This window comes from Brevibacterium sp. LS14 (genome assembly GCF_012027885.1).
GTDB lineage: Bacteria > Actinomycetota > Actinomycetes > Actinomycetales > Brevibacteriaceae > Brevibacterium > Brevibacterium casei.
Window position 1 is genome coordinate 1 of the sequence record NZ_SJXG01000056.1, and the last position, 13,975, is coordinate 13,975.

The window sequence follows — 13,975 nt, forward strand, 5'->3', positions numbered from 1 at the left end:
GGCGATGTCAAGGCGTCGAAGCAACATGGGGCTCGCCGGCGAGCAGTCGAGCGAATGCCTCGGTGGGCGTGAGATAGCCCAGTCGGCGGCGGGGTCGATTGTTGATCTCCTCGGCGATGGTGGTGAGGTAGGGCTGGTGATCGGGGATCACCGTGCCCTTGGGCAGATACTCCCGGTAGAGCCGGTTCGTGTTCTCGTTGCTGGGCCTCTGCCAGGGCGAGTGGGGATCGGCGAAGTAGACCGGCATCGCCGTGGCCAGGGAGACCTTCGCGTGCTGGGCCATCTCGCTGCCCTGGTCCCACGCCAACGATGCCTTCATCATCTCGGGCAGGTCGTTGAAAAACTCGATGACCGCGTCAGCGGTTGGCTCGGCGTGTTTCGAGGGCAGGGCCAGCAGCCCGGTGAACCCGCTCATCCGCTCCACCAGCGTCGCCGCGCACGAGGTGCCGTTCTTCCCGATGATCAGGTCACCCTCCCAGTGCCCCGGCACCCGACGCTGGGCGGCGTCCTCACCTCGCTCCGCGATCGGGACCATACCTACGATTGGGCCACCGCGCGTCCGCCCGGTCGTACGTGGTCGGCGCTTGGTCCGCTTGGACTGCAGGAAGATGCCCTTGCGGGCGAGCTCACCCTTCGGGATTGCGTAGATGTACTGGTAGATAGCCTCACCGGAGACGGTTCGGCCGCGTGCGTCAGGAGAGTTCGCCATGCGTTCAACGGTCGGGTCTGTCGCCTCCAGACGCAACCGGCCCGCTATCTCGTTCGGCGTCCAGGACGCGGCCAGGTCGGCGTCCACCCTCGCCTGCAGCACCGGATCCCCCGCGACCTTCCGCTGCTGCGGGCGAGCTCGCCGACGCTGCGCTCTGACGTCTGCGGTCACGGCCTGGTAGCCGCGGGTCTTCGTCGAGTTCCGGTGAAGCTCCCGCGAGATCACCGACGGGCAACGCCCCAGGTGACGGGCGATCCTCCGCACCGACCAGCCCGCTTTCGAGGCCGCCGAGATCTCCGACCTGTCGCTGAACGACAACCCCACCCGCGCCATCTGCACACTCCACCGATCAGACCCCCGCCGACCGGGAGTGTTGCTTCGACGCTATGACACCACCCGCGACCTCTATCAGCTCTTCTGCGAGGGCGAGTTCCTCATGACCGATGCTCGCACCGCAGAACTGTCGAAGCTCACCGAGAACGCTTACCGCGACGTCAATATCGCCTTCGCGAACGAGCTGTCGATGATCGCCGACAAGCTCGACATCAACGTCTGGGAGCTCATCGACCTCGCCAACCACCACCCGCGAGTGAACATCCTTCAGCCCGGTCCAGGAGTCGGCGGACACTGCATCGCCGTTGACCCGTGGTTCATCGTCGCCACGACTCCCGACTTCTCTTCGCTCATCAAGACCGCCCGCGAGGTCAACGACTCGAAGCCGCAGTTCGTCCTCGACAAGCTCCTTCCGCAGGCCAACCGCATCAAGGATGTCAAGATCGCCGCGCTCGGCCTCGCGTTCAAGCCGAACATCGACGACCTTCGCGAGAGCCCGGCCCGTCAGATCGTCAATGAGCTCTCGGACAAGCTTCCCGACGCGACCATCATGGCTGTCGAGCCGAACATCGACGAATTGCCGTCCGATCTCGCTGAGCGGGCCAATGTCACCCTCACCGATCTCAACGATGCTGTGAAGGACGCGGACATCGTCCTGCTGCTCGTCGACCACACCGAGTTCGCACGCATTGACCGTTCGCTGCTCGCCCAGAAGATCGTCCACGACACCCGAGGCGTGTGGAACTGACCGCCTCTCAAACTAACTGAATGCGGCTGTGGGCGCCCGGATGATCCGGGCGCCCACAGTCGTTCGGTCAACTGATCGTCGACCTGAGCTCGGTCGACGACCACTCCCCTACTTGTACGACTCGTACTCCTTGACGACGTCGTCCGTGGGCCCGTCGGCTTTGAGGACGCCCTTCTCGATCCACAGCGTGCGGTTGCACGTGTCGCGAATCGAGCGCATCGAATGCGAGACGAGGAAGACCGTACCGGCGTTCTCGCGGATCTCACGGATCCGACCCTCACTGCGCTGCTGGAACTTCTTATCGCCCACAGCGAGCGCCTCATCGACGATGAGGATCTCGTGCTGCACCGCGGTCGCGATGGCGAACTTGAGGCGTTGCGACATGCCCGAGGAGTACGTGCGCATCGGCATGTCGATGAAGTCGCCAAGGCCGGTGAAGTCGACGATGTCGTCGAACTTCTCCTCGATCTGCGACCGCGACAGGCCCAAAGCCAGACCGCCGAGGACGATGTTGCGTCCACCTGAGAGGTCGGGGATGAGCGCGGCACCGACACCGAGGAGGTTCGGCCGGGCACTCGCATAGACCGCGCCTTGCGTCGTCGGAGTCAATCCGGTGATCGCCCGCATGAGCGTCGACTTGCCCGAACCGTTGCTGCCGATGACGCCGATCGACTCATTGGCGTGGGCAACGAAGCTCACGCCCTTGAGCGCGTGGACCTCGCGCAGTCCGCGGGTCTTCTGAAGCATGCCGCCGGCACCGCCGAGCTTGAGCTTCTTGCCCGTGGCCAGAGTCTTATAGATGACGTGAACATCGTCGGCGATAACGACAGGCGGGGTGGACTCGTGCACTTCGTCGTGGACCTTCTCTGCCTCACTCATCGCGACCGTACCTTTCCTCAGCCTGCCAGAAGAAGACGAACCCGAAGATGAAGATGCCGAAGGCCCAGATGGCGAAGTACCCGAAATACTCATAGGGGATCTCGTAGCCCTTCATAAGGATGCCGCGCGAGATCGAGAGCACCTCGTTGAGCGGATGCCAATCCGCGAAGGGCTGCAGCGAGGGATAGGTCTTCGCGATCATCTCGTTAAGGGAGAAGAACACGCCGGACGTGTAGAAGATCATCCGAGAAATGAACGGCGTCACCTGACTGAGGTCCCTGAAATGGACGGTGATACGCGCGAAGATGAACGCAATACCCTGACAGAAGATCCAGAAGAGGATGATGAGCGGGATGAAGAGCAACCACTCCCACGAAGGCCTCGCCCCCCACATGACCGCGACGATGATCATCAGCGCCATCGTCGGCATGAAGTTGAGCAGGTTCTGCATGACCGTCGCGATCGGCAGGACGATGCGCGGGAACGGCAGAGACTGGACGAGAGAGGCGTTCGAGATGATCGACTTCGCGCCGCCGTTCATCGACGAGTTGAAGAACTCGAGCATGAAGACGCCGATGACGACGAAGGGGACGAAGTCATCCGGCCGCATTCCGGCACCGCCGAGGATGACGCCGAAAATCACGCCGTAGATGATCGCCGAGAACGTCGGTCGCAACACGACCCAGAGCATGCCGAGCCGGTTGCGCTCATTCTCGGACTGAATCCGGTACCGGGACAGCGTCAGCGTGAAATCGCTGCGCTTCCACAGCTGCTTGATGTATTGGGGGAGAGACGGCCGCCCACCCACTCTGTCGAGTCCATGCTCGGCAGCAAGCTTGGCCATGTCCATGTAGGTAAAGATTCTCTCGTCGACAATGGGGGTTTGAACACAGGAAGTCTACGCGATGACTGCCTGCCGATCTCACAAGCGACTGTGAGCCTTGAAGTCGAATTCGGGATTCTCAAGTTGCGCTCTGGTGGGACGGTTGGACCCGGCGAGCACCCGCCGAGCCGCGGCCTGCATCGGCGGCCAGTTGAGCGTTTCGACGCCGACGAGCTCAGCTTCCGGCTCCGGTCCCGCGAAGTGGAAGACCTGGAACTTCGCCCCGCTGGGATCGCTGCGGACAATTGTATCCGTGGCATCGGGGCTGGTCAGACCCGCTGTGAAGACCTTCTCCGGGCCCTGGAAGCTCCAGTGCCACGGAACGTCGTCCCACGGCTCGACCCCCGCCGAGGCGGTCGTCCAGTCCCGTACGCCACTGTCGGCATCCTCGGCGAGGATCTGCTCGGCGAGGTACTTCCCGTGGCTCTCGGCCACTGGCTCGCACGCCCACGGATGGTTGAGCGGGAACCGGCCGCCGGTGATGTGGGCACAATCACCTGCCGCCCATACTCCCGGGTAGGCGGTGCGCAAGTGCGCGTCGACGTCCCACGCGAACGTCGGCGCCTCCCCCGCCACCGTGCCCTCGGGATCGGCAGGATGCTCGTCGGTCGTCGGCAGGGACCCGTTGATGGGGATCCGCACCGGGCGGGCGCCGACGCTCGTGACGAAGAGATCGTGGACGCCCTGCGGGATCGCCGCGGCATCGGTGTGCTCGGTGACGAAGCGGACGCCGGCTTCCCTGTGCTTGGCGAAGAGCGCCTGCCGCACCGGCGCCGAGAGCTGTCGGCGCAGCGGCTCGGTCCCGCGCAGGTAGACCGTCGCCTTGTGCCCGGCTGCGACCGCGGCACTGGCGACCTCGATCCCGAGGTACCCCGACCCGAGGACACCGACATCGAGCGGATCGCCCGCCTCGGCGACGAAACCGCGGATCCACTCCGCCTCGCCGAGGTTGTAGACCGGCAACGCATCCGGATACCCGGGGATCTCCGGCCGGTCCGCCTCCATTCCCGTCGCGAGGATGCAGTGCGTGAAGTCGAGGGTCTCCCCCGAGGCCAGGTGTACGGTTCCGGCGATCTCCGCCCCCGCCTCGGCGAGGGTCAGCGACACGGCGCGATGCCGGACAAAGGTGATGCCCTCATCGGACTCGAGGTGATAGGGCAGGTGGTAGCGGGCGTCGTCGAAGAGGTGCTTCGACAGCGGCGGTCGCTCGTACGTGTCACCCGCCTCCGGGTCGATGAGGGTGACGGGCCGGCCCGCCTGACTGAGTTCTCTGGCGGCGGTGGTCCCGGCCAAGCCGGCACCGATGATGACGATCTGCTTCCCCATAGCTCCATGCTAGACCGGGACCGCCACATGTCAGACCGGGTGAAGCGCGCTCCGGAGTGAGCGTCGTCACTGCCTGGCGGGTGGCTGGTTCGCTCGAGCACAAGCGCACTTTTCGCGCTCGATCAGGCCTGATCGACGAAGGTCTGGATCATCGTCGGCGAGGCGTGGATGCAGAGCATCCGCAGGTTGCCTTCCCCCGTGACACGGAAGCGGTGGACGGTCTCAGCGCCGACGGTGACGATGTCGCCCGGGCGGGCGTCGACGCTCTCACCGTCGGCTTCGAGCAGGGCCGAACCCTCGAGGACGACCCACGTCTCGGTGTAGGGGTGCCAGTGGAAGTCCGGGCCCTTGCCGGGGGCGGCGTCGACCCAGAAGAAGGAGACGTCGGCGCCGTGGTCGTCGCCGATGAACCGCGCCGTCGCCGATCCGTCGAGCAGTGTGTCCTCACGTGTGGTCACGGTGATCATCGGAGTCCCTTCGGCAGCGGGCACCACGGTGTGCCTCAACGTCTGCACGCTATCCGTGCCGGGCGACCCGGTCAATGGTCGCTGCTACCGCTGGCGCGCGTCCGCCTCTCGGCCCGCCAGCTCCTCATTGTTCGCGCGTGCCACGGCGACGGCGGCCGGCGGGTTCTCCCCCGTCCACGCGTCGGCGCCGCGGATGCCGAGTTTGATCGGATCGAAGACCGGGTCGAGTCCCGCCTTCTTCTGCGCCGTGTAGTCGCGCAGCACCTTCGCGACGAGCGGGGCAAGGAAGACGAGGCAGACCATGTTGATCCAGCCGAGCGAACCGTAGCCGATGTCCCCGATGCCCCAGATGAGGTCCGCGGGAAGGATCGCCGAGAGGAACGCGATGACGACCATGAGGACCTGGAGGATGCGAGTGACGATCCGCAACGCTGTGCCCTTGAAGAGGTATGCGGCCGCCGAGGTGGAGATGTAGTTGAACGCGATGAGCGTCGTGAACGCAAAGAGGAAAAGGGCGAGGGCGACGAAGACCGAGCCGAATCCGGGGAAGACGGAATCAAGGGCGACCTGGGTGTTCTCCGTGCCGGGTTCGATCCCGGGCATGTTCTCCACCAGGGTCTGCCCCGCCTCGGTGACGACGTTGTAGCTGTCGGTCATGAGGATCATGATCCCCGTCGCCGAGCACACGAGGACCGTGTCGACGTAGATCGAGAACGCCTGGACGATGCCCTGTTTTGCCGGGTGGGAGACCGACGCCGCCGCCGAGGCGTAGGTGCCTTCACCGACGCCGGCGACGTTGGAGAACACGGCCCGGCGCACACCCCACGCCACGGCCGCGCCGACGATGCCGCCGAAGACCTCGTGGACGCCGAACGCCGAGCTGAAGACGAGCGCGATGACCGCGGGCACCTTGTCGAGGTTGACGACGATGACGACGATCGCGAGCAGGATGTAGCCTGCGGCCATGAACGGCACCGCCTTGTCGGCGACCGCGGTGATCCGCTTCGTCCCGCCGATGACGATGATGCCGAAGACGACGGCGACGATGAGCCCGGTCACCCATTCGGGGGTGCCGAAGGCGACGTTGGCGCTGTTGGCGATGTTGAAGCTCTGCACTCCAGGGGCGAGGATCGCGTAGAGGATGACGGTGGCAGCGGCGGCGATGACGGCGAGCCACTTCTGTCCGAGGCCGCGTTCGATGTAGTAGGGGATGCCGCCGCGGTACTCGCCGTCGATGCGGCGCTTGAAGACCTGGGCGAGCGTCGACTCGGCGAACGCCGTCGCCCCACCGAGGATGCCCATGACGATCATCCAGAACAGGGCACCGGGCCCGGCCACGGCGATCGCCGTGGCGACACCGGCGATGTTGCCGACGCCGACGCGGCTCGAGAGCGTGAGGGCGAGCGCCTGGAAGCTCGAGATCCCTCCCTCGTCGCCGGCAGAGCTCTCCTTGAGGATCTTCACGAGATCGGGCAGCCGGCGGATCTGCACGGCCCCCGTCCAGATCGTGTAGAGCAGTCCGAGTCCGAGGGCCATATAGGCCATGGGATTCCAGATGCCGGTGTTGATCGTGCCGATGACCTCGAGCAGGTCGTCCATAGGTCTACTCCTTTGTGACATGGACTCAGTGACAGGGGCTGCGGAAACGGGACCGTTGAACGGTGAACCGGTGAACGTGACACACGCCACTCCATGTGTGTACCATTGCACAGTAACATGTCACACCGCATTAAAGAAGATGCGATCGAACCAGAGGGAGAACCCATGTCGACCAAGCCCTGGCACGGTGTCATCGTCGCCACCGCCCTGCCGTTCACCGACGACTACGCCGTCGACTACGACGCCTTCGCCGAGCACGTCGCGTGGCTCGCCGCCAATGGCTGCGACGGCGTCGCCCCCAACGGCTCGCTCGGCGAGTACCAGACGCTCTCCGACGACGAACGCGCCCGTGTCATCACCACCGCGGTCGAGGCGAGCCCCGCGGGCTTCCACGTCATGGCCGGCACCGGCGCCTACGGAGCCCTCCAGTCCCAGCGGTGGGCGGAGCAGGCAGCGGAGGCCGGCGCCACCTCGGTGATGCAGCTGCCGCCGAACACCTACCGAGCCGATGCCGAGATCGTCAAGGACCACTACGCAAGGGTCGCCGCCGTCGGCCTGCCCGTCGTCGCCTACAACAACCCCATCGACACGAAGGTCGACCTCGTCCCCTCCCTCATCGCCGAGATCCACGCCGGCGGCCACGTCGTCGGGGTCAAGGAGTTCTCCGGCGACCCCCGCCGCATCTACGAGATCAAGGAGCTCGCCCCCACCCTCGACATCCTCATCGGCACCGACGACACCGTCCTCGAGGTCGGCCTCGCCGGTGCCGTCGGCTGGGTCTCGGGCTACCCGAACGCGATCCCCCGCGCGTGCATCGAGCTCTTCGAGCTGTGCACCTCCGGCGACGTCGCCGACCTCGTCCGCGCCCAGGAGATCTACCGCGACCTCCACTCGCTCCTGCGCTGGGACTCGAAGACCGAGTTCGTCCAGGCGATCAAACTCTCGATGGACGTCCTCGGCCTGCGCGGCGGACTCTGCCGTCCCCCGCGCCTGCCGCTGTCCCAGCCGTTGGTCGAGCGCATCGTCGCCGACACCGAAACCGCCGCCGCGAAGGGGTACGCGTCCGAGACCCGGGCGACCGCCTCGGCGCTCTAGATATCATGCGACGATCGGATCCCGGGACCCGGTCACCCGAACCCCACCCCCTCACCGCCGAGGGGACCCTGGCCATCAACGAGGAGGCCGTCTTGCGCACATCCCGCGTCTTTCACGCCGTCGACTCGCACACCGAGGGCATGCCCACCCGCGTCATCACCGGCGGGGTCGGCGTGCTCCCGGGCGCGACGATGGCCGAGCGCCGCACATGGTTCATCGACAACCGCGACGAGCTGCGCACCCTGCTCATGACCGAACCCCGCGGGCACGCGTCGATGTCGGGGGCGATCCTCCAACCCCCGACCCGACCCGACGCGGACTGGGGTGTCCTCTACATCGAGGTCTCCGGATGCCTGCCGATGTGCGGCCACGGCACGATCGGCGTCGCCACCGTCCTCGTCGAGACGGGGATGGTCGAGGTGAGCGAACCGGTGACGACGATCCGCCTCGACACCCCGGCAGGGCTCGTCCTCGCCGAGGTGGCTGTCACCGACGGTCACGCCGATGCCGTGACGATCACGAACGTCCCCGCCTTCTCCGACCGCCTCGGCGCCGAGGTGGAGGTGCCGGGCCTCGGAACAGTCACCTACGACCTCGCGTTCGGGGGCAATTTCTATGCGATCGTCGACACCGAGAGCCTCGGCATCGAGTTCCGGGAGGACCGGAGCAACAAGGACGAGCTGCTCGCGGCGGGGCTGGCGATCATGGACGCGGTCAACGCGAGCGATCCGCCCGTCCACCCGGAGCGCGACGACATCAGCGGCCTCCACCACGTCTACCTCACGGCCCCGGGCTCGGATGCCGCACGGTCCCGGCACGCGATGGCGATCTCCCCGGGCTGGTTCGACCGGTCCCCGTGCGGGACGGGCACGAGCGCGCGGATGGCCCAGCTCCACGCGCGCGGGCAGCTGCCGCTCGAGACCGACTTCGTCAACGAGTCCTACATCGGGTCCCGGTTCGTCGGCCGACTCGTCGGGGAGACCACGGTGGGTGGCCGTCCCGCGGTCGTGCCGACCGTGACCGGCCGGGCCTGGGTGACCGGCACCGCCCAGTACTTCCTCGATCCGTCCGATCCGTTCCCGGCGGGATTCCTCCTATGAGTATCCTCGTAGTCAGCCGACGAAAGGACTCTCCCGTGCCGGATCTCCCCCGCCTCGATCGCCCGAAGAACCTGCGCGAGACCGTGCTGGGCCGCCTGCGCACGGCGATCATCACCGGCGACCTCGCCGAGGGTGAGCTCGTCTCGGCGCCGGTGCTCGGCGAGCAGCTCGGGGTCTCGGCGACCCCGGTGCGCGAGGCGATGATGGACCTCTCCCGCGAGGGCCTTGTCGAGACCGTGAAGAACAAGGGCTTCCGGGTGACGACGATGACGGACAAGGACCTCGACGACCTCGCCGCGATCCGCCTCCTCATCGAACCGCCCGTCATGCACGCAGTCGCCGAGAACATCACCGAGGAGGCCTTCGCCGAGCTCACGGCGCTCGCCGATGCGTGCGCCCGGGGTGCCGCCGAGGAGGACCTCGCCGAGTACCTCGCCCACGACCGCAGCTTCCACGCGCGCGTCCTCTCCTATGCCGACAACCCGCAGCTCACCGAACTCGCGACCTCCCTGCGCCTGCGCACCCGCCTCTACGGCATCGCCGCGCTCGCCCGCCAGGGCAGGCTCGTCGCCTCCGCGCAGGAGCATCATGAGCTCATCCGTCTCCTCCGCGACCGTGACGGGGCGGGCGCCGAAGCGCTCATGCGCGCCCACATCGGCCATGCCCGCTCGATCTGGGCGACCGGCGGCGAGGCGGGCGACGCTGGGGGTGTCGGCGGTGCAGGTGCCGGTGGTAGGAGCGCCGGCGGTGCGAGTGCGGGCAGTACGGGAGGTTCGGGCGGCCTGGGAGATGCACCGTGATGGGCTCGGGCGCATGAGGCGGCCGGACGGGACCAGCGACGTTCTCGTCATCGGCGCCGGCATCGTCGGCAGCGCGATCGCCTACTATGCGACCCGCGCGGGTCTGAGCGTCACCGTCGTCGAGCGCGGTCTGCCCGCCTCGGGAACCTCGTCCCGCTGTGAGGGCAACCTCCTCGTCTCCGACAAGGAACTCGGACCCGAGCTCGCGCTCACCCAGTATTCGCTGAGCCTGTGGAAGGGCGAACTCGCCGAGTTCGCCGACCGCTGGGAGTTCGAGGCCAAGGGCGGGATCATCGTCGCCTCCCGCGAATCGAGCCTGGCCTCCCTCGACCGGGTGACCACCGCCCAGCGGGCCTTCGGCGTCGAAGCGATCCCCCTCGATCCGAATCAGCTGCGCGAGCTCGAACCCCATATCACCGCCGAGGCGCTCGGGGCCGCGTTCTATCCCGATGACTCCCAGGTCCAGCCCATGCTCGCCGCCGGCCATCTTCTCGCCCTTGCCGAGGACCGCGGGGCGCGGCTCGTCACCGACTCCCCCGTCGTCGAGCTGCTGCGTGCCGGCGATCGGGTCACCGGGGTGCGGACGCCGACCGGGTCGTACTCCGCCGGGCACATCGTCAATGCCGCAGGGACGTGGGCGAGCGAGATCGCTGCGATGGCCGGGATCGAGCTTGCCGTCCTGCCGCGGCGCGGCTTCGTCCTCGTCACCGAACCCCTGCCGCCGATGATCGCCCACAAGGTCTACGCCGCCGAGTACATCGACAATGTCGGCAGCTCCGCCGACGACCTCCAGGCGAGCCCCGTCGTCGAGGGAACCCCGGCCGGGACGATCCTCGTCGGTTCGAGCCGGGAGCGCGTCGGCTTCGACGAACGGGTGAGCAGTGAGGCGCTCGGGGCGATCGCCCGGAACGCCGCCGCCCTCTTCCCGTTCCTCTCAGACACCCGCATCCTCCGCCACTACCACGGCTTCCGCCCGTACTGCGCCGATCACCTGCCGGTCATCGGACCCGATCCGAGAGCGCCGGGGCTCTGGCATGCGTGCGGTCATGAAGGTGCGGGCATCGGACTGTCGGTGGGCACGGGCAAGCTCCTTGCCCAGGCGATGGCAGGCGAGGACGCGGACCGCGACCTCACGCCGTTCGCCCCCGAACGGTTCGAGCAGTCGGGACTCCTCGACGGGCCGGCAGAAGTCACCGGGGATTCGGGGATCGTCGGGCCGGCGGGGGTCGAGGCGACAGGGCGAAATGCTGTCCCCACATGGAGGGAGGAGTCGGCATGAGCGATGAGGTCACCGCGTCCTTCGACGGATCCCCGCTGAGCGCGCCCGCGGGAGCGAGCGTCGCCGCCGCCCTCCTCGCTTCGGGACGCACGAGCTGGCGGACGACCCGGGCTGGTCGGCCGCGCGGACTCTTCTGCGGGATCGGCGTGTGCTTCGACTGCCTCGTCGACATCGACGGTCAGACCGGGCAGCGGGCGTGCATGATCCCGCTCGCCGAGGGCATGGACATCCGCAGTGCGGGCGGACACGCTCGTCGGGTGCGTCCGACACCCCGCGGTGGCGGTCGGCCTTCCCGCGCCGACGGCCCACCTCCCCGCGCCGACGGCCCACCTCCCCGCGGTGACGATGGGACGACCGCCGACAATCGGGGCAGACGATGAGTCCCGCTCTCACGGCAGACATCGCCGTCATCGGAGCCGGGCCGGCCGGCCTCGCGGCAGCGAATGCCGCTGCCGCCGGCGGAGCGTCGACCATCCTCGTCGTCGATTCGGCCATCCAACCGGGAGGTCAGTTCTGGCGGCACCGCACCGAAGCCTCGGCGGGCGATGACGGGCACCTCCACCACGGGTGGGACGACTACCTCGCTCTGCGGGCGGCCTTCGATGCGAGCATCGCCACCGGCGTCATCGACTTCCGGCCCTCAACCTCGGTGTGGGCGGTGGCAGCGGGCGAGGACGGCTTCATCCTGCGGCTCGCCCCGAGCCACGGCCCCGGACAGTCTCCCGACCCGGTCGTCCGGGCGTCGCGCCTCATCATCGCCACCGGCGGTTACGACCGGCAGATCCCCATCCCCGGCTGGGACCTGCCCGGGGTCATGGCCGCCGGCGGCATCCAGGGGTTCGCGAAGCAGAACGACCTGCTGCCGGGCAGGCGCTTCGTCATCGCCGGCACCGGCCCGTTCCTCCTCCCCGTCGCCGACACCGTCGTCCGGCTCGGCGGCGAGGTCGCCGCCGTCCTCGAATCCTCCCGCCTCAGCGGGTGGCTGCCGCACATGAGGTCGGCCGCAAGGGTGCCGGAGAAGGCGCTCGAAGGTGCCGGCTACGCGTGGACGTTCCTCCGCGAGCGCATCCCCTATCGGACCCAGACCGTGATCACGGAGATCCTCGGCGACGATCGGGTCGAGGCCGTGCGCACGGCACGGATCGACTGCCTCGGCGAGGTGGTTGCCGGCACTGAACGGATCCTCGACGACATCGACGCGGTCGGTCTGGGGTGGGGGTTCACCCCGCAGCTCGAGCTGCCGGTCGCCCTCGGGGCGGACACACGGGTCGATGTCGACGGGTCGCTCGTCGCCGTCGTCGACGAGGGTCAGCGGTCCTCGGAGCCCGGGCTCCTCCTCGCAGGCGAGGTCACCGGGGTCGGCGGTGCTGCCCTCGCGGTGGCCGAGGGTCGTGTGGCCGGAGCCGTCGCCGCCGCTGAGGTCACCGGGCGGACGGCGCCGGGGCTGCGCGCCGAGCGGGCGACGATCGCTCGCCACCGGGCGTTCGCCGCATCGATGCACCGGGCTCATCCGGTGCCTGCGGGGTGGGAGGGCCGCCTCGGCGAGGACACAATCGTCTGCCGGTGCGAGGAGGTGCCGGCGGGTGCGATCGTCCGTGCTCGCGACGGGCTGGCCGCCACCGATGCCCGGTCGCAGAAGAACATGACGCGTGCCGGCATGGGCTGGTGCCAGGGCCGCGAGTGCGGGTTCGCCGTGACGTGCCTGTCGGGTCGCGGCGGCGAGGCTGCACCCGGTGCCGGCCATCCGGCGCACGCCGAGGATGCAGCTGCGTCACTCGCGCAGACGATGAAGCGACCGGTCGCGCAACCGGTGCCGCTGTCGACGTTCTTCGACCTGTGACGCCGAAGACCGTTGTCGGTCAAGCCGGAGCGCACATATCGAAGCGAGGAACCATCGTTAAGTGCTCTCCGGCTTGACCGAGGACCGGGTTCAGAGCTCCGTCGTCTGACTGCCGCCCTCGGGACGCTGCCCGGTGACCTTGGCCTTGATCATCTGCGCAAGGCCCGCGACCTTCCCGCCCTTGAGCCCCCAGTGCTGGGCGGAGTCGGTGACGACGTGGAGGAGGCCGAGGTTCGGGTCCTCCTTGCCGCCCTCGAACCATGTGGGCGCATCGTCGTTCCAGAGGTAGTCGATCTTCGCCTGGCTGTCGACGAATTCGACCATGCCGGCCACCGAGAGCCAGTTCCCAGCCTCGGAGACGGCGATGTTGACGTGCGGGTTCTGCCGCAGGGCTCCGGCCTGATCGCCGTCGAGGCCGATGAAGAACCAGACGTCGGCATCGTCGGTGACCTGCTGCGGCACCATCGGGTGGGCGAGGAGCTTGCCGTCGGCGAGCGCTGTCGTGAGCATGACGTATTTGGCGTCACGGAGGATGCGCACGACGTCGCGCTGGTCGAGATCGTCGGTCGCGGACTCGTCCCGTCGGTGACGACGGTCAGTGGCGTCGCGCTGCGGACCGGTGGCGGCGTATCCGACGGTCGCGGACTCGTCGATCGCGGTGTGCGAGCCGTCCGGGTTGCGGTAGAGGGTGAAGCCCTCGGCGGTCGCGGTCTCCTGGGCGCGGACTTCGACGTTCTCCTCGGTGTAGCCGACCTTCGCACCCTCTTCGATGTCGGACGTGCCGCCGATCTTCTCAGTGGCGTGGTCGAGGCCGGCGGCGGCGTCGCGTGCCGTCTCTTCTCCGTTGGACTCATTCCTGTTGCGGCTCATGATGCTCCCCTTCGCAGACGGATTCCGTCCCTGAGTGCCTGCACTCG

Annotated in this window: 13 protein-coding genes and 1 pseudogene; 7 read left to right on the plus strand and 7 right to left on the minus strand. The window is 67.8% G+C overall.

From position 1 onward, the window contains the following. Nucleotides 1-7: 7 nt before the first annotated feature. Complete coding sequence (locus EZE58_RS12735) at nucleotides 8-1,042, minus strand: IS30 family transposase (RefSeq protein WP_009381402.1); 1,035 nt, start codon at nucleotides 1,040-1,042, stop codon at nucleotides 8-10. Between the two features lie 64 nt (nucleotides 1,043-1,106). Here EZE58_RS12735 and EZE58_RS12740 point away from each other — a divergent pair. Further along, nucleotides 1,107-1,790 (plus strand): annotated as a pseudogene (locus EZE58_RS12740) (nucleotide sugar dehydrogenase); the annotation flags it as partial. 108 nt (nucleotides 1,791-1,898) lie between these two features. Here the strand turns inward: EZE58_RS12740 and EZE58_RS12745 are convergent. The 5 genes from EZE58_RS12745 to EZE58_RS12765 form a co-directional block, all read right to left on the minus strand. After that, nucleotides 1,899-2,669, minus strand: a complete 771-nt coding sequence (locus EZE58_RS12745) for an ABC transporter ATP-binding protein (protein ID WP_009377269.1) — start codon at nucleotides 2,667-2,669, stop codon at nucleotides 1,899-1,901. After that, nucleotides 2,662-3,513, minus strand: coding sequence for an ABC transporter permease (locus EZE58_RS12750; RefSeq protein ID WP_227006988.1), 852 nt, complete (start codon nucleotides 3,511-3,513; stop codon nucleotides 2,662-2,664). Before EZE58_RS12750 ends, EZE58_RS12745 begins: the two co-directional genes overlap by 8 nt. 78 nt (nucleotides 3,514-3,591) lie before the next feature. After that, the gene (locus EZE58_RS12755; protein WP_119296865.1) at nucleotides 3,592-4,878 is read right to left on the minus strand and encodes an FAD-dependent oxidoreductase; all 1,287 of its coding nucleotides are present in this window, start codon (nucleotides 4,876-4,878) and stop codon (nucleotides 3,592-3,594) included. A 122-nt stretch (nucleotides 4,879-5,000) separates the two neighbouring features. After that, nucleotides 5,001-5,384, minus strand: coding sequence for a cupin domain-containing protein (locus tag EZE58_RS12760; protein WP_227006989.1), 384 nt, complete (start codon nucleotides 5,382-5,384; stop codon nucleotides 5,001-5,003). A gap of 45 nt (nucleotides 5,385-5,429) precedes the next feature. Then, entirely contained in the window at nucleotides 5,430-6,944 is a 1,515-nt protein-coding gene (locus EZE58_RS12765) for an alanine/glycine:cation symporter family protein (protein WP_009377277.1), read from the minus strand. Between the two features lie 165 nt (nucleotides 6,945-7,109). Here EZE58_RS12765 and EZE58_RS12770 point away from each other — a divergent pair, with 165 nt between their 5' ends. From EZE58_RS12770 to EZE58_RS12795, 6 genes are all read left to right on the plus strand, one after another. Continuing rightward, nucleotides 7,110-8,039: a dihydrodipicolinate synthase family protein gene (locus tag EZE58_RS12770; RefSeq protein ID WP_009377279.1), complete on the plus strand. Its 930-nt coding sequence runs from the start codon at nucleotides 7,110-7,112 to the stop codon at nucleotides 8,037-8,039. A gap of 92 nt (nucleotides 8,040-8,131) precedes the next feature. Next, on the plus strand, nucleotides 8,132-9,139 hold the full coding sequence (locus tag EZE58_RS12775) for a proline racemase family protein (protein ID WP_009377281.1): 1,008 nt from the start codon (nucleotides 8,132-8,134) through the stop codon (nucleotides 9,137-9,139). Between the two features lie 35 nt (nucleotides 9,140-9,174). Continuing rightward, nucleotides 9,175-9,939 carry a GntR family transcriptional regulator gene (locus tag EZE58_RS12780; RefSeq protein ID WP_009377283.1) on the plus strand — a complete coding sequence of 255 codons (765 nt, stop codon included), beginning with the start codon at nucleotides 9,175-9,177 and terminating at the stop codon, nucleotides 9,937-9,939. 13 nt (nucleotides 9,940-9,952) lie between these two features. After that, nucleotides 9,953-11,218, plus strand: a complete 1,266-nt coding sequence (locus EZE58_RS12785; protein WP_100227434.1) for an FAD-binding oxidoreductase — start codon at nucleotides 9,953-9,955, stop codon at nucleotides 11,216-11,218. After that, nucleotides 11,215-11,598 (plus strand): (2Fe-2S)-binding protein, encoded by a 384-nt coding sequence (locus tag EZE58_RS17245; protein ID WP_009377286.1) that lies wholly within the window; start codon nucleotides 11,215-11,217, stop codon nucleotides 11,596-11,598. Before EZE58_RS12785 ends, EZE58_RS17245 begins: the two co-directional genes overlap by 4 nt. Beyond that, nucleotides 11,595-13,058, plus strand: a complete 1,464-nt coding sequence (locus tag EZE58_RS12795; RefSeq protein ID WP_009377287.1) for a (2Fe-2S)-binding protein — start codon at nucleotides 11,595-11,597, stop codon at nucleotides 13,056-13,058. Before EZE58_RS17245 ends, EZE58_RS12795 begins: the two co-directional genes overlap by 4 nt. 90 nt (nucleotides 13,059-13,148) lie before the next feature. Here the strand turns inward: EZE58_RS12795 and EZE58_RS17250 are convergent, their stop codons facing one another. Further along, nucleotides 13,149-13,928, minus strand: a complete 780-nt coding sequence (locus EZE58_RS17250; protein ID WP_101624486.1) for a pyridoxamine 5'-phosphate oxidase family protein — start codon at nucleotides 13,926-13,928, stop codon at nucleotides 13,149-13,151. Between the last annotated feature and the right edge of the window lie 47 nt (nucleotides 13,929-13,975).